This window comes from Streptomyces sp. P9-2 (assembly GCF_051903975.1).
GTDB classification, from domain to species: Bacteria; Actinomycetota; Actinomycetes; order Streptomycetales; family Streptomycetaceae; genus Streptomyces; species Streptomyces cellulosae.
In genome coordinates this window covers 2,521,846-2,540,071 of record NZ_CP192633.1, presented here as the reverse complement: position 1 = coordinate 2,540,071, position 18,226 = coordinate 2,521,846, and the positions used below count along the sequence as shown (strand labels likewise).

Annotated in this window: 16 protein-coding genes; 6 read left to right on the top strand and 10 right to left on the bottom strand. The window is 71.8% G+C overall.

Annotation, left to right across the window (positions count from 1 at the left end; translation table 11 throughout):
• Positions 1 to 132 precede the first annotated feature (132 nt).
• The 3 genes from ACQY0Z_RS11810 to ACQY0Z_RS11800 all read left to right on the top strand — a co-directional run bounded on the left by ACQY0Z_RS11810 (position 133) and on the right by ACQY0Z_RS11800 (position 4,086).
• Entirely contained in the window at positions 133 to 1,050 is a 918-nt protein-coding gene (locus tag ACQY0Z_RS11810; protein WP_189898027.1) for a LysR family transcriptional regulator, read from the top strand.
• Between the two features lie 357 nt (positions 1,051 to 1,407).
• Positions 1,408 to 3,252, top strand: coding sequence for a glycoside hydrolase family 3 protein (locus ACQY0Z_RS11805; RefSeq protein WP_189898025.1), 1,845 nt, complete (start codon positions 1,408 to 1,410; stop codon positions 3,250 to 3,252).
• 207 nt (positions 3,253 to 3,459) lie between these two features.
• Entirely contained in the window at positions 3,460 to 4,086 is a 627-nt protein-coding gene (locus tag ACQY0Z_RS11800) for a hypothetical protein (RefSeq protein WP_381730649.1), read from the top strand.
• A gap of 13 nt (positions 4,087 to 4,099) precedes the next feature.
• Here ACQY0Z_RS11800 and ACQY0Z_RS11795 read toward each other — a convergent pair whose 3' ends face one another.
• The 3 genes from ACQY0Z_RS11795 to ACQY0Z_RS11785 all read right to left on the bottom strand — a co-directional run bounded on the left by ACQY0Z_RS11795 (position 4,100) and on the right by ACQY0Z_RS11785 (position 9,849).
• A complete protein-coding gene (locus ACQY0Z_RS11795; protein ID WP_189898024.1) occupies positions 4,100 to 5,533 on the bottom strand; it encodes a S28 family serine protease in 1,434 nt (477 codons plus the stop codon).
• Between the two features lie 106 nt (positions 5,534 to 5,639).
• A complete protein-coding gene (locus ACQY0Z_RS11790) occupies positions 5,640 to 6,029 on the bottom strand; it encodes a hypothetical protein (RefSeq protein WP_189898022.1) in 390 nt (129 codons plus the stop codon).
• Positions 6,030 to 6,141: 112 nt separating this feature from the next.
• Positions 6,142 to 9,849 carry an ABC transporter ATP-binding protein gene (locus ACQY0Z_RS11785; RefSeq protein WP_439812226.1) on the bottom strand — a complete coding sequence of 1,236 codons (3,708 nt, stop codon included), beginning with the start codon at positions 9,847 to 9,849 and terminating at the stop codon, positions 6,142 to 6,144.
• 215 nt (positions 9,850 to 10,064) lie between these two features.
• Here ACQY0Z_RS11785 and ACQY0Z_RS11780 point away from each other — a divergent pair, with 215 nt between their 5' ends.
• Positions 10,065 to 10,886, top strand: a complete 822-nt coding sequence (locus ACQY0Z_RS11780) for an endonuclease I family protein (RefSeq protein WP_189898019.1) — start codon at positions 10,065 to 10,067, stop codon at positions 10,884 to 10,886.
• A gap of 60 nt (positions 10,887 to 10,946) precedes the next feature.
• Here the strand turns inward: ACQY0Z_RS11780 and ACQY0Z_RS11775 are convergent, their stop codons facing one another.
• Both ACQY0Z_RS11775 and ACQY0Z_RS11770 read right to left on the bottom strand, forming a co-directional pair.
• Positions 10,947 to 11,315 carry a hypothetical protein gene (locus tag ACQY0Z_RS11775; protein ID WP_189898017.1) on the bottom strand — a complete coding sequence of 123 codons (369 nt, stop codon included), beginning with the start codon at positions 11,313 to 11,315 and terminating at the stop codon, positions 10,947 to 10,949.
• Entirely contained in the window at positions 11,312 to 11,791 is a 480-nt protein-coding gene (locus ACQY0Z_RS11770) for a hypothetical protein (RefSeq protein ID WP_439812225.1), read from the bottom strand. The genes ACQY0Z_RS11775 and ACQY0Z_RS11770 overlap by 4 nt, the downstream gene beginning before the upstream one ends.
• Before the next feature lie 77 nt (positions 11,792 to 11,868).
• Between ACQY0Z_RS11770 and ACQY0Z_RS11765 the strand changes: the two genes are divergently transcribed.
• Both ACQY0Z_RS11765 and ACQY0Z_RS11760 read left to right on the top strand, forming a co-directional pair.
• Positions 11,869 to 12,663 (top strand): helix-turn-helix domain-containing protein, encoded by a 795-nt coding sequence (locus ACQY0Z_RS11765; protein ID WP_189898015.1) that lies wholly within the window; start codon positions 11,869 to 11,871, stop codon positions 12,661 to 12,663.
• Positions 12,656 to 12,877, top strand: a complete 222-nt coding sequence (locus ACQY0Z_RS11760) for a DUF397 domain-containing protein (RefSeq protein ID WP_439812224.1) — start codon at positions 12,656 to 12,658, stop codon at positions 12,875 to 12,877. Before ACQY0Z_RS11765 ends, ACQY0Z_RS11760 begins: the two co-directional genes overlap by 8 nt.
• Here the strand turns inward: ACQY0Z_RS11760 and ACQY0Z_RS11755 are convergent.
• The 5 genes from ACQY0Z_RS11755 to ACQY0Z_RS11735 form a co-directional block, all read right to left on the bottom strand.
• Positions 12,852 to 13,010: a hypothetical protein gene (locus tag ACQY0Z_RS11755; RefSeq protein WP_439812223.1), complete on the bottom strand. Its 159-nt coding sequence runs from the start codon at positions 13,008 to 13,010 to the stop codon at positions 12,852 to 12,854. The genes ACQY0Z_RS11760 and ACQY0Z_RS11755 overlap by 26 nt on opposite strands.
• 431 nt (positions 13,011 to 13,441) lie before the next feature.
• The gene (locus ACQY0Z_RS11750; protein ID WP_381726679.1) at positions 13,442 to 13,840 is read right to left on the bottom strand and encodes a VOC family protein; all 399 of its coding nucleotides are present in this window, start codon (positions 13,838 to 13,840) and stop codon (positions 13,442 to 13,444) included.
• 35 nt (positions 13,841 to 13,875) lie between these two features.
• Positions 13,876 to 15,561: a thiamine pyrophosphate-binding protein gene (locus ACQY0Z_RS11745; protein ID WP_381726680.1), complete on the bottom strand. Its 1,686-nt coding sequence runs from the start codon at positions 15,559 to 15,561 to the stop codon at positions 13,876 to 13,878.
• The gene (speB, locus tag ACQY0Z_RS11740) at positions 15,558 to 16,526 is read right to left on the bottom strand and encodes an agmatinase (RefSeq protein WP_019527511.1); all 969 of its coding nucleotides are present in this window, start codon (positions 16,524 to 16,526) and stop codon (positions 15,558 to 15,560) included. The genes ACQY0Z_RS11745 and speB overlap by 4 nt, the downstream gene beginning before the upstream one ends.
• 55 nt (positions 16,527 to 16,581) lie before the next feature.
• Complete coding sequence (locus ACQY0Z_RS11735; protein ID WP_381726681.1) at positions 16,582 to 18,060, bottom strand: sodium:solute symporter; 1,479 nt, start codon at positions 18,058 to 18,060, stop codon at positions 16,582 to 16,584.
• Between the last annotated feature and the right edge of the window lie 166 nt (positions 18,061 to 18,226).

The window sequence follows — 18,226 nt, the reverse complement described above, 5'->3', positions numbered from 1 at the left end:
CAGCACCAGCGACGATCCCTGCATGGTTGGATGAAGCATCGCTAATCAATCAAGCATCGCTGATCGATCAAGCATCGCTGATCGATCAAGCATCGCTGATCGATCAGGAGCGATCCGATCACGGGAGCGGTCATGCTCGACCTCCAGCGTCTGCGCGCCCTGCACGCCGTCTCCGTGCACGGCACCGTCGGCGCCGCCGCCTCCGCGCTCGGCTACACCTCGTCCGCCGTCTCCCAGCAGATCGCCAAGCTGGAGCGGGAGACGCGGACCGTGCTGCTGGAGCGCGAGGGCCGGGGCGTGCGGCTGACCGACGAGGCGCATCAACTGGTGCGCGCCGCGCGGGAGCTGATCGCCATCGTGGAGCGCGCGGAGACCGAGCTGGAGGAGCGGCGCGGGGTGCCGTCGGGGCGGCTGACCGTCGCCGCGTTCGCGTCGGCCGCGCGCGGGCTGATGCCGCCGGTGCTGGCCGACCTGGCCCGCCGGCATCCCGCGCTGGACACCCGGCTCACCGAGGTGGACCCGCATCTGTCGGTGGATCTCGTCGCCAAGGGGGCCGTCGACCTGGTGGTGGCGCACGACTGGGACATCGCGCCGCTGCCCGCCCCGGTGAACGTGGAGCAGACGGTGATCGGGGACGACCTGTGCGACCTGCTGGTGCCCGAGGGGCACCGGTTCGCGGGGCGGACGGGCGTGCGGCGGGAGGAGCTGGCCGGGGAGCGGTGGATCTGCCAGCCGCCGGGGCGGGTCTGTCACGAGTGGCTGGTGCGGACCCTGCGGGCGTCCGGGCACGAGCCGGAGATCGTGCACATGGCCGACGAGAACCCGACCCTGGTCGCCCTGGTCGCGGCCGGTCTGGGCATCGCGCTGATCCCCCGGCTCGGGCGCGGTCCGCTGCCGGCCGGGGTCGTCGAGGTGCCGCTCGACCCGATGCCCGTACGGCGGCTGTACGCGCTGTGGCGCACGGGGGCGGCGCGTCGTCCGGCGATCGCGGAGACCGTCCGCACCCTCGTCGCGCACTGGCCGGCCGTGTCGGCGCACGGGCCCCGCTGACACCGGGCACACGACAGGCACGAACAACGCCCTCGGAGAAGGGCGGAACCCGCCGCCGCCCCCGTACGTCCCAACGCCGGGCTGCCGGTCCGGCCCGGTGCACCACGCCGTGCCGGAACCCCGCCGCCCGGCCGCGGCCGCCGTCCCCCTCGGCGCCGCGCCCCGGCCGGCAGCCCGCCGTCGTCGGCGCCGCCCCCTCCCGCCGCGCCGACGACGGCCCCCTCGGTCCCTCTCAGCCCTCTCCGGATGCTGCACATGCCCTTGACTGGCAGAAACTTCCCGGATATTGGTGACCTCCTGGCAGTTTCCTTCAGCGGATCCCCGGTCCCCCGCGGATCACCTCCCAAAGGAGCGCACGTGCCCGACAGCAGCCCCGGATCCACGGCAAGCACCGCCCGTCCGTCCAGACGTACCGTCCTCGCCGCGACGGCGGGCGTCACCTCCGTCCTGGCGGCCGGCGGCACGGTCCACGCGGCCACCGGCGCGCACCGTCCCGACGACCGCAAGCTGCGCGCCCTCATCTCCCGTATGACGCTGGAGGAGAAGGTCGGCCAGCTGTTCGTGATGCGGGTCTACGGCCACTCCGCCACCGATCCCGACCAGGCGGACATCGACGCCAACCTGTCCGAGATCGGGGTGCGCACGGCCGCCGAGCTGGTCGCCAAGTACCGGGTCGGCGGCATCATCTACTTCGCGTGGGCGCACAACACCCGCGACCCGCACCAGATCGCCGACCTGTCCAACGGCATCCAGAAGGCGTCCCTCGGTCTGCCGCGCGGTCTGCCCGTGCTGATCTCGACCGACCAGGAGCACGGCATCGTGGCCCGCGTGGGCGAGCCCGCGACGCTGATGCCGGGCGCGATGAATGTCGGCGCGGGCGGCTCGCGTTCGGACGCGCGCAACCTGGGCCGGATCGCGGGCCGTGAGCTGCGCGCCCTGGGCATCCGTCAGAACTACTCCCCCGTCGCCGACGTGAACGTCAACCCGGCCAACCCGGTCATCGGCGTGCGCTCCTTCGGCGCCGACCCGGACGCGGTCGCCGAGCTGGTCGCGGCGGAGGTGCGGGGCTACGAGTCGTCGGGTGTGGCGGCCACCGCCAAGCACTTCCCGGGGCACGGCGACACGACCACGGACAGCCACGAGGACCTGCCGACGATCCATCACACGCGCGAGCAGTGGGAGGAGCTGGACGCGCCGCCGTTCCGGGCGGCGGTCGCCGCGGGCATCGACTCGATCATGACGGCGCACATCGTCGTCCCGGCGCTGGACGCCGCCGAGGACCCGGCCACGCTGTCCCACCCGATCCTCACCGGCATCCTGCGCGAGGAACTCGGCTACGACGGCGTCGTGGTGACCGACTCCCTCGGCATGGAGGGCGTGCGCACCAAGTACGGCGACGACCGGGTGCCGGTGCTGGCGCTGAAGGCGGGCGTGGACCAGCTGCTCAACCCGCCGTCCCTGGACCTCGCGTGGAACGCGGTGCTCCAGGCGGTGCGGGACGGCGAGCTGACGGAGGCGCGCCTCGACGAATCGATCCTGCGTGTGCTGCGCCTGAAGGCCCGTCTGGGCCTGTTCGACGACCCGTACGTCACCCACGCGGGCGTGGACCGTCTGGTCGGCGCCCGGTCGCACCTGGCCGCCGCCGACCGGATCGCCGAGCACGGCACGACCCTGCTGGTCAACGAGGGCGGACTGCTGCCGCTGTCCCGCCGCCGTACGCCCAAGCTGCTGGTGGTCGGCGCCGACCCGGCGTCCCCGTCCGGCACCACGGGTCCGCCCACGGGGGTGCTGGCGGACGCGCTGACCGAGCAGGGCTTCACGGCGACCGCCCTGTCCACGGGCACGGCGCCCTCGGCGGCGACCATCGCCAAGGCCGTGGCGGCCGCGCAGGACGCGGACGCGGTGGTCGTGGGGACGTACAACGTCACCGCGTCCAGCAGCCAGAAGAGGCTCGTCGAGGAGTTGCTGGCGACCGGGAAGCCGGTCGTCGCGGTGGCGATCCGCAATCCGTACGACGTGGCCCATCTGCCGGGCGTGCGCGCCTATCTGGCGTCGTACTCCTGGACCGACGTCGAACTGCGCGCGGCGGCCCGCGCGATCGCCGGCAGGGTCGGCCCGCGCGGCACCCTCCCGGTCCCGGTCCAGCGCGCCGACGACCCGACGACCGTGCTGTACCCGGTGGGGCACGGGCTGACGTACTGACGGCCGGGGACGCCCGTCCGGAGCGTGCCGCCGAGCCGGTCCGGACGAGGCGTCCTGGTCAGCCGTGATCACGGCGTCTCCCCGGCCGGGCGTAATCCCCTCTACGTCAGCCGCCCGGCCCACCACCCCCCATATGCGCAAACGACCCCACTTGTCTGGCGTGTCCCGGCATCGGGCGGTCAGGCTGGGGCGGGGGAATCCGGGGGGATGCCGATGCGTGTGCGCGACTGGGGGGTACGGGCCGTGGGGGCCCTGGCGGGGGTGGTGCTGCTCGCCGGGTGCCGTCAGGCGCCGCCGGACGCGGCGGACGGGACGGCGGCCGTGGCGTCGCCGGTGCGGCCCACGGGGTACGGGGCGGTGTTCCTCGACGTCGGCGAGTGCAGTTCCTTCGGGCGCACCAGCTTCACCGAGGTGTCCTGCGCGAGCGAGCGCGCGGCGGCCCGCGTCACGGCCCGGCACGACGGCACCGCGCGCGACGGCCCTCTGTGCCCGCCCACCACCGACTTCGTGCTGCACATCAGCGAGCAGTGGCCCGCCGCCGACGAGGACGGCGACGGCATGGTGCCGCGCGGCTACGCCTGCATGCGGCATCTCCAGCCGCCGCACCCGGGCGATCCGGGCGGCGGGGGCGGTCCGCGCACCGTCGTCGGCGACTGCGTGTACGCCCTCGACGGCGGCCGGGTGCGGGAGACCGCCTGCGACGGAAACGGGCCCGGGGAACCGGAGTTCAAGGTGACGAAGGCTGTGGACGCCCGGTCGAAGTGCCCGGCGTCCACGGCCCTCTACGTCGGGCTGGGCGGGGCCGCGCCGGTCGGCTGCGCCGTCCCGCTGTGACCCCGCCCCGGCCTCACGGACGCAGCGCGAACCGCGGTTCGGCGTCCCGCTTGTCGAGCTTGGCGTCGAACTTCGCCAGCGGCTTCGCGGCCGCCGGGTTCGCCTGCACGGCGTTCGGGGCGACGTCCGCCCACTCCAGGATCTTCGCGGTGGCCAGCGCCTTCTCCTTCTCGACCAGGCCGGCCACGTTCGCGCCGTGGTTCATGCCGGGCGCGGTGAAGACGTACGAGTCACGCGCGCCCTTGCCGAGGCGGAACGGCTCGGCGCCCCACGGGTCGTTCTCGCCGTACACGAACAGCATCTGCCGGGCGTTGTGGCGGACCCAGGTGTCGACGTCCCGCATGACGTGCGGCTGGAACTTCATGTCGATGGAGCGCGGCACGAAGTTGCGCGGCGGCTGGTAGCCGTAGCGGACGTACTTCTTCTCGATGTGCGGGAAGTGGATGGTCGGCGCGCCCAGCTGGGTGCCGGCCTGGTAGTAGTACGGCGTGTACGGGCTCAGGCCCTGGTCCGTGTAGAACGAGAAGCCGGAGATCGTGTCGACCGAGGTCCAGATCTCGTCGTCGGTGGCGTTCCTGGCGTCCGCCGGGATCTCCTCGCAGTCGGCGACGGTGCTGTACTGCCAGAAGCCCCACACGTAGTCCAGGACGACGGCCTCGAAGGCCCGGTCCAGGCTGCCGATGGTGTCGAACGTGTAGCCGTTCTCGGCGGCGTAGGCGGCGTACCTCTTCTCCAGCGGGGCCCGGCGCACCAGCGCCTCGCGCTGCACGCCGTTCAGCCGGTCGCGGCACTCCTTGGTGCCGACGGTGCGGAAGAACCGGTCGTAGGCCGAGTCCTCCTTGTTCACCACGTCGTTGGGGGCGACGTAGGCGACGACGCCGTCCATGTCCTCGGGGTAGAAGCGCTCGTAGTAGGTGGCGGTCATGCCGCCCTTGGAACCGCCCGTGGAGAGCCAGTTCTCGCTGTAGATCTTCTTCAGCGCGGTGAAGATGCGGTGCTGGTCGCTGGCGGCCTGCCAGATGTCCAGCTTGCTCCAGTCGGCCGGCTCGGGCCGGGACGGGGTGAAGAAGCGGTACTCCATGGAGACCTGGTTGCCGTCCACGATCTGGGTCGGCTCGGCGCGGCGGGGCGTCGTGGAGACGCTGTAGCCGCCGGTGTAGAAGACGGTGGGCCGCGCGGTGTCCTTGTGCAGCACGGTGATCCGCTGCTGGAACGTGCCCTTGGAGGGCCTGCGGTGGTCGACCGGCTGGGTGTAGTTCAGGACGAAGAAGCGGTACCCGGTGTACGGCTTCTCCTCGATGAGGCTCATGCCCGGGATCGCGAGCAGCCTCTCCTTGATGTCAGTGGTGCCGGTGGCGTCCGGCTCGGCGGCGGTGGCCGCCCCGGCCGTGCTCAGTGTGCCTATGAGCACCGTGAGCGCCAGCAGCCATCTGAGCGCCTTGCGCATGCGCACTCCCCTGTGAGACAGATGTGCGCCGGAAGCTACTCGACCAACTCCTCACCGCACCAGGGGACATAGGGAAAACCCTGTGCGTCTCCCGCAAGGAGGCGGGTCAGCAGAGGATCCAGCCGGAGCTGACGGAGTCCCCCGCGACCTGGCCGGTGACCCACACGCAGCGGCGTCCGGCGTGCACGGTCACCGGGCCCGCGTGGTACGCGAACTGGCCCTCGTCGACCACGGGCCGGCCCCCGCGCGCCCGTACGCTCACCGCCATCTTCCGTTTCACGCCCTGCTTCCTGGCGACGGTGACGGCGCAGACGTACCCGCCGCGCTTGTAGACGAGCACGGACCCGGTGGAGAACGGCAGAGTCCGCACCTTGCGCCCGGGGCACAGCGCGGCCGCCTCCGCCTCCTGGGCGGGTGCGGCCAGGGCGAGCAGCCCCGACGTGGTCAGCACCGCAAGGCCCGCCGCGATTCGGCGGTGTATCGCTCCACTGCGCACAGTCGTCCTCCCGTACCGCGCCCGCCGGAACCGACGGCGTACGCGTGTACGGACGCACGGCGTAGGCCGCACGGTTGCGCGAGCCGGCGTGCGCCGGTCGCGGGCGGCCGGATCAGGCCGGTGCGGGTACGTCCTCGCCGACGAACGTCCGCCACAGCGCGGCGTACCGGCCGCCCTTGCGCAGCAGTTCCTCGTGGGTGCCGTCCTCGGCGACGCGGCCGTGGTCCATGACGACGACCCGGTCGGCGCGGGCGGCGGTGGTCAGCCGGTGGGCGACGACGAGTGTGGTGCGGCGGCCGGCCAGGCGGTCGGTGGCCGCGTTGACCTGCGCCTCGGTGGCGAGGTCGAGGGCGGCGGTGGCCTCGTCGAGCAGCAGCACGTCGGGGTTCACCAGTTCGGCGCGGGCGAGCGCGATCAGCTGGCGCTGGCCCGCCGACAGGTTGCGGCCGCGCTCGGCGACCTCGTGCAGGTAGCCGCCCTCCAGGGTGGCGATCATCTCGTGCGCGCCGACCGCGCGAGCCGCGGCCTCCACCTCGGCGTCGGTGGCGTCGGGACGGCCGTAGGCGATGGCGTCGCGGACGGTGCCGGGGAAGAGGTACGCCTCCTGCGGTACGACGCCCAGCCGGTGCCGGTACGCCGTGAGGTCCAGGTCGCGCAGGTCGGTGCCGTCGACGGTGACCCGCCCGGAGGTGGGGTCGTAGAACCGGGCGACCAGCTTGACCAGGGTGGACTTGCCGGCGCCGGTCTCGCCGACGAATGCGACGGTCTGCCCGGCCGGGATGGTCAGGTCGACGGCGGTGAGGGCCTCCTCGCCGTCCCCGTAGGAGAAGTGCACGTCCTCGAAGGCGATGTCGCCGCGCAGGGACGTCACCGGCAGCGGCTTCGCCGGGGGCTGCGTGGACGTCGGCTCGCGCAGCAGGTCCTGGATGCGGCCGAGGGAGACGGACGCCTGCTGGTAGCCGTCGAAGACCTGGGAGAGCTGCTGCACGGGCGCGAAGAACAGGTCGATGTAGAGCAGGTACGCGACCAGCGAGCCGATGGCGAGCGTGCCGTCGTCCACCCGGCCGCCGCCGACCACCAGCACGGCCGCCGCGGCGATCGAGGACAGCAGCTGCACGAACGGGAAGTACACCGAGATCAGCCACTGGCCGCGGATACGGGCGCTGCGGTAGGCGGCGCTGCGCTCGGCGAACCGGCGGGCCCCGTCGCCCTCGCGGCGGAAGGCCTGCACGATCCGCAGCCCGGCCACGGATTCCTGGAGGTCGGCGTTGACCACCGACACCCGCTCCCGCGCCAGCTCGTACGCCTTCACGCTGGCCCGGCGGAAGAAGTACGTGGCGACGATCAGCAGCGGCAGGGTGGCGAAGACGACGAGGGCGAGGCCGACGTCGAGCGCCAGCAGGGCGACCATGATGCCGAAGAAGGTGACGACCGAGACGAACGCGGTGACCAGTCCGGTCTGCAGGAACGTGGACAGCGCGTCGACGTCCGTGGTCATCCGGGTCATGATCCGGCCGGTCAGCTCACGCTCGTAGAAGTCGAGGCCGAGCCGCTGGAGCTGGGCGAAGATCTTCAGCCGCAGGGTGTACAGCACGCGTTCGCCGGTGCGTCCGGTCATACGGATCTCGCCGGTCTGCGCCGCCCACTGGGTGAGCACGGTGAGCAGGCCGAGCAGGGCGGCCGCCCAGACGGCGCCCTGGGCGGCCTCGGTGACGCCCTCGTCGATGCCGTGCCGGATCAGGATCGGCAGCAGCAGGCCCATCCCGGCGTCGACAGCGACCAGGACGAGGCTGATCAGCAGGGGCGTGCGGAAGCCCTGCAGCAGGCGGCGCAGGCCGTAGGAGTCCTCGGCGCGGACGGCGCGGGCCTCGTCGACGTCGGGCACGTCGTCGGCCGGGGGCAGGGCGGCGACCTGTTCGAGGAGCTCCGGGGTGGCCGGGGCGCCGTCCAGGGCGGTGTCCCTGGGCTCGCGGTCGCCGGTCCACAGGCGGGGGGTGACGCCCCGCTCGGCGTCGAACTCGGCGTCCAGCTCGGCGCGGACGGAGGTGTCCTCCTCGCGTGGCCCGGCGGGCGGGGTGTGGCCCGGGGAGACGGCGCCCAGCTCGTCGGGGTCGGTGAGCAGCCTCCGGTACAGCGGGGAGGTCCGCTGGAGCTCGTCGTGGGTGCCGAGGGCGGCGAGGCGGCCGTTCTCGAGGACGGCGATGCGGTCGGCGAGGTTGAGGGTGGAGCGGCGGTGGGCGATCAGCAGGGTCGTGCGGCCCCGCATGACGCTCTTGAGCGCCTCGTGGATCTCGTGCTCGACGCGGGCGTCCACGGCGGACGTGGCGTCGTCCAGGACCAGCAGGCGCGGGTCGGTGAGGATCGCGCGGGCCAGGGCGATGCGCTGCCGCTGGCCGCCGGAAAGCGTGAGGCCGTGCTCGCCGACGGTGGTGTCGTAGCCGTCGGGCAGCTCGTCGATGAAGCGGTCGGCCTGGGCGGCGTGGGCGGCGGCCCTTATCTGCTCGTCGGTGGCGTCGGGGCGGCCGTAGGCGATGTTGTCGCGGACGGTGTCGGAGAACAGGAAGGAGTCCTCCGGGACCAGGCCGATGGCGGCGCGCAGCGAGGCGGTGGTCAGCTCGCGGACGTCGTGGCCGCCGACCAGGACGGCGCCCCGGGTGACGTCGTAGAAGCGCGGCAGCAGCAGGGAGACGGTGGACTTGCCGGAGCCGGAGGCGCCGACCACGGCGAGGGTCTCGCCGGGGCGGATCTCGAAGGACAGGCCGTCGAGGACGGGCCGCTCGGGGTCGTAGCCGAAGGCGACGTCGTCGAACTCGACGGTCGCGGGGGCGTCGGCGGGCAGTTCCTTGGTGCCGTCGGTGAGGGACGGCTCGGTGTCGATCAGGTCGAGGACGCGTTCGGTGCCGGCGCGGGCCTGCTGGGCGACGGTGAGGACGACGGCGAGCATCCGGACCGGGCCGACGAGCTGGGCGAGGTAGGTGGAGAACGCGACGAACGTGCCGAGCGTGATGTGGCCGCGCACCGCGAGGAAGCCGCCGAGGGCGAGCATCGCGACCTGGCCGAGGGCGGGCACGGACTGGAGGGCGGGGGTGTAGCGGGAGTTCAGCTTGATGGTGCGCAGGCGTCCCGCGAACAGCCGACGGCCGACCTCACGCAGCTTGCCGGTCTCCTGGTCCTCCTGGCCGAATCCCTTGACCACGCGGACGCCGCTGACCGCCCCGTCCACCACCCCGGCGACGGCGCCCGCCTGCGCCTGGGCGTACCAGGTGGAGGGGTGCAGCCGGGTGCGGCTGCGCTTGGCGATCCACCACAGGGCGGGGGCGACGGCGAGCGCGATGGCGGTGAGCGGCAGGGACAGCGACGCCATGATCACCAGGGAGATCACGAACAGCAGCAGGTTGCCGATGGTCATCGGCAGCATGAAGAGCAGGCCCTGGATGAGCTGGAGGTCGCTGGTGGCGCGGCCGACGACCTGCCCGGTGGACAGCTCGTCCTGGCGTCTGCCGTCGAGCCGGGCGATCGACCCGAACATCTCGGTGCGCAGGTCGTGCTGGACGTCCAGGGCGAGGCGTCCGCCGTAGTAGCGGCGGACGTACGTGAGGACGTAGACGGCGAGCGCGGCGGCGACGAGCAGGCCGGCCCAGGTGCCCATGTCCCGGGTCTTGTCGCCGATCACGTCGTCGATGATCACCTTGGTGACCAGCGGGACCAGGGCCATGACGGCCATGCCGGCGAGCGAGGAACCCAGGGCCAGGACGACGTTCCTGGGGTGCCGCCACGCGTAGGCGGCCAGTCGTCGTGCCCATCCCCGTTGCGCTGTCACGCGGTGTCCTCCGATCGTCCTGATCTACCGGAAGGCTGCAACGCCGCCGGAAGCGGATTTCATCCCTCCGCAACAATTCCGTGGGCGCACACCGCCTACGCGACGTCGGATTCTCGTCACGCAATCGACACGCTGCCTCCACGCGCTTGACTGCATGTCCATGCCAGTCTCTCGGGTATCTCCCTTGTGCAACCCGCGTAGATCGGACACCCCACATGCCTGTTGTGCGCATACGCCGCCGGAAGGCGGTGGCGCTGGCGAGCGCCGCCGTCCTCGCCGGACTCGCCGTCCCCGCCCTCACCCCCGCCACGGCCGGCGCCTCCGCGCCCGCCCCCGAGACCCGGGCCGCCGCGGTGGCCGACTACTACGAGGGCGCCGAGGGCAAGACCGGCGAGGCCCTCAAGTCCGCCCTCAACTCGATCATCAGCGACCAGACGAAGCTGTCGTACTCGGCCGTCTGGGACGCCCTCAAGGAGACCGACGAGGACCCGTCGAACAGCGGCAACGTGATCCTGCTGTACTCCGGCGTCTCCCGCAGCAAGTCACTCAACGGCGGTGACGTGGGCGACTGGAACCGCGAGCACGTCTGGGCCAAGTCCCACGGCGACTTCGGCACCTCCACCGGCCCCGGCACCGACATCCACCACCTGCGTCCGTCGGACGTCCAGGTCAACAGCGTCCGCGGCAACAAGGACTTCGACAACGGCGGCAGCGCCGTCGCGAACGGCGGGGGCAGCCTCACCGACTCCGACTCCTTCGAGCCGCGCGACGCGGTCAAGGGCGACGTGGCCCGCATGATCTTCTACATGGCGGTCCGCTACGAGGGCACCGACGGCTGGCCCGACCTGGAGCCGAACAACAGCGTGAGCAACGGCTCCGCGCCGTACATCGGCAAGCTCTCGGTACTCAAGGAGTGGAACGAACAGGACCCGCCGGACGCCTTCGAGCAGCACCGCAACGACGTGATCTACGAGTCGTACCAGCACAACCGGAACCCGTTCATCGACCACCCGGAGTGGGTCGAGTCGATCTGGTAGGCCTCACCTCGGCCGGCCTCCCTCTGACGAAGAGGGCGGCCGGCCCGCCCCAGCGGTGGGTCAGGTGCCCGGGCCCCCTTCCGGGACGGCGTCGGCGTCCTCCTCGTCACCGTCGGACACGTGGAGACGCGCTCCCCTGCTACGGGCGATGCGGTGGACGTCGTGAAGCGCCTCGGCCAGGCAGGCGGCGAGGTGACGGAGCTGGGGCGCGGTGGCCCTGGTGTCGCCCAGGAGATCGACGGCGTGGCCGAGAAGGTCGTCCGCCATGCCGAGCTGGACGGCTTCGATCTCGTCGGCGAGGCGCGAGAGACGGCCGGTTCCGGTGTCGTCGGTGACGAGGTAGCAGGGGTTGCCGTCGAGGTTGGACCAGGGGAGGAGGCGGGGCCGGGCGGCTGTGGTGGCGGCGACGTCTCGGCTCTCGTAGATCACGCGGCGGTCACCTCGTTGCCCCGCATCCGGCGGGAGCCGACGTCGACACCGTGGATACGCCGTGGCCCTACGTCGATGCCGTGCACGGCGAGCCAGAGGGTCCGGCGCCGGGCGCGCTGCCGCCTGGCCTGCGCGCGTCGTTCGTGGGCGAGGAGGTAGGGGCGGACGAGCCGGGAGTCCTCGCCGCGGAGGAGTGCCTCGTACGGGGAGGGGCGGCGGCCGGGTGCGAGGGGGGCGTCCGGCGCAGGGGTGGACGCCGCTCCCTGGGCGCGGTGGCGGTTCTCGTGCCGGTGGCGCCCGGAGGCGGGCCACAGGAGCCGCAGCAGCGGCTCCAGGAGACAGGCGATACGGTGCAACACGTCTTCAACTCCGTTGCGGTTGAGGGCCATGCCCCCGGGCCGTCGGTAGCGGTCGCGGGGGTCTTCCGTGCCCGAGGGCAGGTCGAGGTGCATGGACATCGCTGCGTAGCGATCCACTCACAGAGTGAGACGGGCCGGGCTAGGCTCGCCAGAGGGTCGGATGTGACAACGCATCTGTCACACGGGAGTTGACGTTGAGCAACATCTATGGGGAGTGGCTGAAGACGCAGCGCGAGGCGGCGGGGCTGACACAGCAGGAGCTGGCGACGGCCGCCGTCATGACGCGTTCGCACATCGCGCACATCGAGGCGGGCCGGCGCACCCCGTCCAAGGAGGACGCGCGACGCCTCGACAGGGCGCTGAACACGGGAGATGTGCTCAGCAGCTTCCTTCCGGACGACGACACCGCTGTCGCGGGGTACTTCGAGGCGGCCCTTCAGCTCGAACAGCAGGCGACGATGATCAGGGAGTTCGCCCTGTCGTTCGTTCCCGGCATCCTCCAGACGGAAAGGTACGCACGTGCGGTTCTGAGCATGCCATTCCCTCCGGCGAGTGAACAGGAACGTGACAGGCGCCTTGTCACCCGCCTGGAACGCGCGAAAATCCTTGCCGACCCAGTGACACCCGTAGTGTGGGCGCTCCTGGATGAAGCGGTGCTACGACGCCGGATCGGCGGCCCGGACGTCATGGCGGAGCAGATCAACCACCTCATCGGACTCGCCGAGGCCGAGCGGATCCAGCTTCACCTTCTGCCCTTCACATTGGGCATGCATCCCCTCCTGAGCAACATGCTCACGCTGATGTGGTTTGAGGATCAGCCGCCCGTGGCCTACGGGGAGGGCCTGTACATGGGGAAGATCCACGACAGCCCATCAGTCGTTCAGGAGCTGCAGCATCGCTACGATTTCGCACTGGGCAACGCGCTGCCGCTCAAGGAATCACTGGCTCTGCTCAGCGCAACAGCAAGGGACTACGAACATCATGGCTGACCGAGCGATACCGAACGCTGGGGCACTGAAGGGCTGGCGGAAGTCCTCCTACAGCAACGACCAGGGTGGCAGCTGCCTGGAGGTCCTGGACGACCACCCCGTAGGTGTCCCTGTCCGCGACTCCAAGGTTCCTGACGGGCCCGCGCTGGTCTTCCGGTCGGCCGGCTGGACGCCGTTCGTGACCGCGGTCAAGGACGGAAGCTTCCCGGCTTGATCGCCCCCCAGAAGGCCGGCCCGCGCCGAGGTCGGTAGCTGTCGATGTGCAGCGTCTTCTCCACGAACTCGTGCACGTCCGTGTGAGGGTCCTTGTCCCACTTGCCCACGGGGGGCGGGTGCAGACTGTTCATCCGCTCGGCCTTCTTCCGGGCCGTCTTGCAGCGGCCCAGGATCTGGTGCGGCAGGACGACCTCGGGGGGCCTGGCGTCCTGGGAGCTCGGCTGGAACGGGAGCCCTGTTCGTCGCCGGGCGTGACGAAGGACAGCTCCTGCTCGTCTCGCAAGGACCGTACTACGCGACGCGGAACCTCAGCAGCACGCTGTCCTCCTCTCCGGGCTCAGGTCGACGGCCGCGTCTGACATCGTCCTGGCCGGGACGCCCGCGACCTCAGGGAACCTGTCGCTTCCGCGGCCGATCGTGTGGTCGACGTCGTGCACGAACCGCACCGGAATCCCAGGTGTTGCTGGTCCTCCTCCCCGACGACGAGGCGACGTCGGAGGCGTCGACCCGCCTCGGCGAGCGGAGGAGGCGCGGGCGCCTGCGGGCGATCTCACAGGGGCGCTCAGGGGCCGAGCCGGTCGCCGCCCCCGGGTCCGCGGCTCAGGTCGACGACGCAGAAGATGTTGTCGTCCGGGTCGGCGAGCACGACGAAGTCGGGGTCGGGCGGGTAGAGGTCCCAGTCGACGGACCGCGCGCCGAGACCGACCAGCCGTTGGACCTCGGCCCGCTGTTCCTCCGCCGAATCGGTGAAGAGGTCCAGGTGCAGACGTGGGTACGGCTCGGCGGGCGACGCGCTGCGCAGCAGACCGAGAGCCTGGCCGGAGCCGTCGGCGTACTCGAGCGTCCGCCACGTCTCGCTCGACCATTCCTCTGCGACCACGAGGGGCAAAGCCTGCGTCCAGAACGCCACCGCGCGGGGGATGTCCGTGACACCGACGACAGGGATTCCGATCCTCAGCATCCGGGCAGCCTACGGCCCGCCCGGCACGGCGGCCCTCAGCCCAGGTGCGTCGGCGCGAACATCCTCAGGACCGCCGGGAGCACGACCACCGAGGGGCCAGGGGTGGAGAGGGACTTCGTGAGGTCCTCCTCCAGGGTTTCCGGGGTGGTGCGGACGCCCGGGACGCCGAAGGACTCGGCCAGGGACACGTAGTCCGGGCGGGTCAGCTCGGTCGCCGTGGGCTCGCCGAAGGCGTCCGTCATGTACTCGCGCAGGATGCCGTAGCCGCCGTCGTCGACGATCAGCCAGGTGACGTCCAGGTCGTACTGGCGGGCCGTGGCCAGCTCGGCGATCGAGTACAGCGCTCCGCCGTCGCCGGAGACCGCGAGGACCGGGCGGGTGGGGTCGGCGACCGCCGCGCCGAGGGCGGCGGGGAAGCCGTAACCGAGTCCGCCGGCGCCCTGTGCCGAGTGCAGATGGTTGGGGCCCATCGCGTCGAACGCGGACCACGCCCAGTAGGCGAGGATCGTCATGTCCCAGAAGGACGGCGACCCGGTCGGCAGGGCGCGCCGCACGGCCGTCAGCACCTGCTGCTCCAGCGCCAGGTCCTGCCCGTCGATGCGGGCCCGCACCCGTTCCAGCAGGTCCCGCACCCGCGCCGGGGCGGTGTCGTCCTCACGCTCCTCGACCGTCTCCAGGAGCGCCTGGAGGGCGAGGCGGGCGTCGGCGTGGATGCCGATGCCGGGGTGGTTGGACTCCAGCTTGCCGAGGTCGGCCTCGACCTGGATCACCCGGCCGCGCGGCTTGAACGTGTGGTAGTTCGAGGAGAGTTCGCCGAGTCCGGAGCCGACGACGAGGAGGACGTCCGCGTCCTCCAGGAAGTCGGTGGTGTGGCGGTCCTCGATCCAGGACTGGAGGGACAGCGGGTGCGTCCACGGGAAGGCGCCCTTGCCGCCCGGGGTGGTCACCACGGGCGCCTGGATGCGCTCGGCGAGCTGCCGCAGCTTCCCGGAGGCGTCCGAGCGGACCACTCCGCCGCCCGCGATGATCGCGGGGCGTTCCGCGCCGGACAGCAGGTGCGCGGCCAGCGCGGTGAGTTCGGGGCGCGGGGGCAGCTCGTCCGGGGTGGCGTCCATCGCCGTCACCACCGGCAGGACCGTCTCGGCGAGCAGCACGTCCTGCGGGATCTCCACCCACACGGGCCCGTGCGGGACGGTGAGCGCCGACTTCCAGGCCGCCGCGATCGCGGACGGGATCTGGGAGGCCGTACGGACCGTGTGCACGGACTTGACGACGCCCCGGAACGAGGCGGACTGGTCCGGGAGTTCGTGCAGATAGCCGTGGCGTCCGCCGCCGAGGCCCGGGGTCGGCACCTGGCTGCTGATGGCGAGCACCGGCGCGGACGCGGCCGCCGCCTCCTGGAGCGCGGCCAGCGAGGTGAGCGCGCCGGGGCCGGTGGACAGCAGCAGCGGGGCGGCCTCGCCGGTGATGCGGCCGTACGCGTCGGCCGCGAAGCCCGCGTTGTTCTCCACGCGCAGGCCGATGTAGCGCAGGTCGGAGCGGCGCAGCGCGTCGAACATGCCGAGCGCGTGCTGGCCGGGCAGGCCGAAGACGGTGGTCGCGCCGAGCCCGGCCAGGGTCTCCACGACCAGGTCTCCGCCGTTGCGGCCGGGCGGGGGGTTCAGGGCCGCCTCCGTCTGCGCGGCGGTCGGGCGGAGCTCCAGGTCGTGGTCGTGCGTCACTTGGCGCGGGCCTCCGCAATCTGACGGGACATGATCGTGGTCAGTTCGTACGCCGTGTGCGACGCGGCGACCGAGGTGATCTCGGCGTGGTCGTACGCGGGCGCCACCTCGACGACGTCGGCCGAGACCAGGTTGCAGGAGGCGAGGCCGCGCAGGATCTCCAGCAGCTCGCGGGAGGTCATGCCGCCCGCCTCGGGCGTGCCGGTGCCGGGGGCGTGCGCCGGGTCGAGGCAGTCGATGTCGATGGAGATGTACAGCGGGCGGTCGCCGATGCGCTGCCGGAGCTGGTCGGCGACCTCGTCGGCGCCGCGGCGGTAGACGTCCGCGGAGGTGACGATGCCGAAGCCCATCTTCTCGTCGTCGGTGAGGTCCTGCTTGCCGTAGAGCGGGCCGCGGGTGCCGACGTGGGAGAGCGCCTCGGTGTCGAGGATGCCCTCCTCGACGGCCCGGCGGAACGGCGTGCCGTGGGTGTACTCGGCGCCGAAGTACGTGTCCCAGGTGTCGAGGTGCGCGTCGAAGTGCAGCAGCGCGACCGGGCCGTGCTTCTTGGCTACCGACCGCAGCAGCGGCAGGGCGATGGTGTGGTCGCCGCCCAGGGTCATCAGTCGGGCGCCGGTGCCGAGGAGGTCGTCGGCGGCGGCCTCTATGGTCTCGACTGCCTCGTTGATGTGGAACGGGTTGACGGCGATGTCGCCGCCGTCCGCGACCTGCGCGAGGGCGAACGGGGAGGCGTCCTGCGCGGGGTTGTAGGGGCGCAGCAGCCGGGACGCCTCACGGATGGCGTTGCCGCCGAAGCGGGCGCCCGGCCGGTACGAGACGCCCGAGTCGAACGGCACGCCCACGACGGCGACGTCGGCGCGGCCGACCTCGTCGAGCCGGGGCAGCCGGGCGAAGGTCGCGGGGCCGGCGTACCGCGGGACGCGGGAGGAGTCGACGGGGCCGCGGGGCGTCTCGTTGCTACTCATGGAGGACTGCTCTCTTTCCTACGCTTCGTCGCGTATGTGCTGACTGCCCACGATGCTACTGGGCGGCCGGGACCTGTTCGGACACGGTTTCGGACGCGTTCTCCGGCTCGGCGCCGCGTCCGGCGAGGCGCTCGCGCCAGGCGGCGAGGACGGCCGCGTCGGTCGGGCGGGTGGCGAGGGAGACGACCACGTAGGCGGCGAGGGAGGCGAGGAGGCCGTAGTAGACGGGCTCGTTGGCGAGGATGCCGTAGGTGGCCATCAGGCCGATCACGGCGAGGCCGCCGACGGCGACGGACGCGAGGGCGCCCTGCGCGGTGCCCCGCTTCCACAGCAGCCCGCCCAGAATCGGCACGAGCAGCCCGCCGACCAGCAGGTTGTACGCGACGGTCAGCGCCTGGACGACGTCGTTGAGGGCGATGGCGGTGGCGATCACGGCGAGGCCCATCAGCAGGATGAAGGCGCGGTTGCCCTTGACCTCGTCGTGCTGCTCGCCCTCCGGGCGGACGATGCCGCGCAGCCGGGACCAGATGTCGTTGTTGGCGACGGTGGCGCAGGCGATCAGCGCGCCGGAGGACGTGGACATCACGGCGGCGAGGGCGGCGGCCAGCACGAGGCCGCGCACGCCCATCGGCAGCTCGTCCTTGACGATGGTGGCGAACGCGTCGTCGGCGCTGGCCAGGTTCGGGTAGAGCACCTTGGCGGCGGTGCCGATGACCGCGCCGGCGACGGCGTAGGCGAGGCAGTAGGTGCCGGCGACGGTGCCGCCCCAGCGGGCCGTGCGGTCGCTGCGCGCGGTGAACACGCGCTGCCAGATGTCCTGCCCGATGAGCATGCCGAAGGTGTAGATCAGCACGTAGGTGAAGATCGTCTCGCCGCCGATGCCCAGCGGGTCGAAGTACTCGGTGGGCAGCTGCGCCTTCATCTCGGCGAACCCGCCCGCCTTGACCACGGCGATGGGCAGCAGCAGGAGCAGCACGCCGATCGTCTTCACCACGAACTGCACCATGTCGGTGAGCGTGATCGACCACATGCCGCCGAGCGTGGAGTACGCGACGACGATGGAGCCGCCGAGGACGATGGCGAGGGTGCGGTTCATGTCGAAGAGGACGTCGAAGATCGTGGCGTAGGCGATCGTCGAGGTCACCGCGAGCATGAGGGTGTACGCCCACATGACGAGGCCGGAGATGACGCCGGCCCGGCCGCCGTAGCGCAGGTCGAGCATCTCGGAGACGGTGTAGACCTTCAGCCGGGCGATGCGGGCGGAGAAGAAGACGGACAGGGCGAGCAGGCCGAGGCCGATGGTGAACACCATCCACGCGCCGGACAGTCCGTACTGGTAGCCGAGGCCCACGCCGCCGATGGTGGACGCGCCGCCGAGGACGATGGCGGCCATGGTGCCGGAGTACATGGCGGGGCCCAGGCGGCGGCCCGCCACCAGGAACTCGCTCTTGGACTTGGCGCGGCGCATGCCCCACCAGCCCATGGCCAGCATGCCGGCCAGATAAACGACGATGACCAGGTAGTCCACGGCCATGCGGGGGCCTCCTTCGCGCACTGTCGGTGGCGTGTCGTGCAGACGGATCGCGCTCACCGGCGCCGCGCGGGGACATCCGCCCGTACCCGCGGGTTGCCGGTGACCCGACCTTAGGTGGCCGAAAAGCGACTGCGAAGTGTACGTTTCATCCAGATCGGCAGCCTGG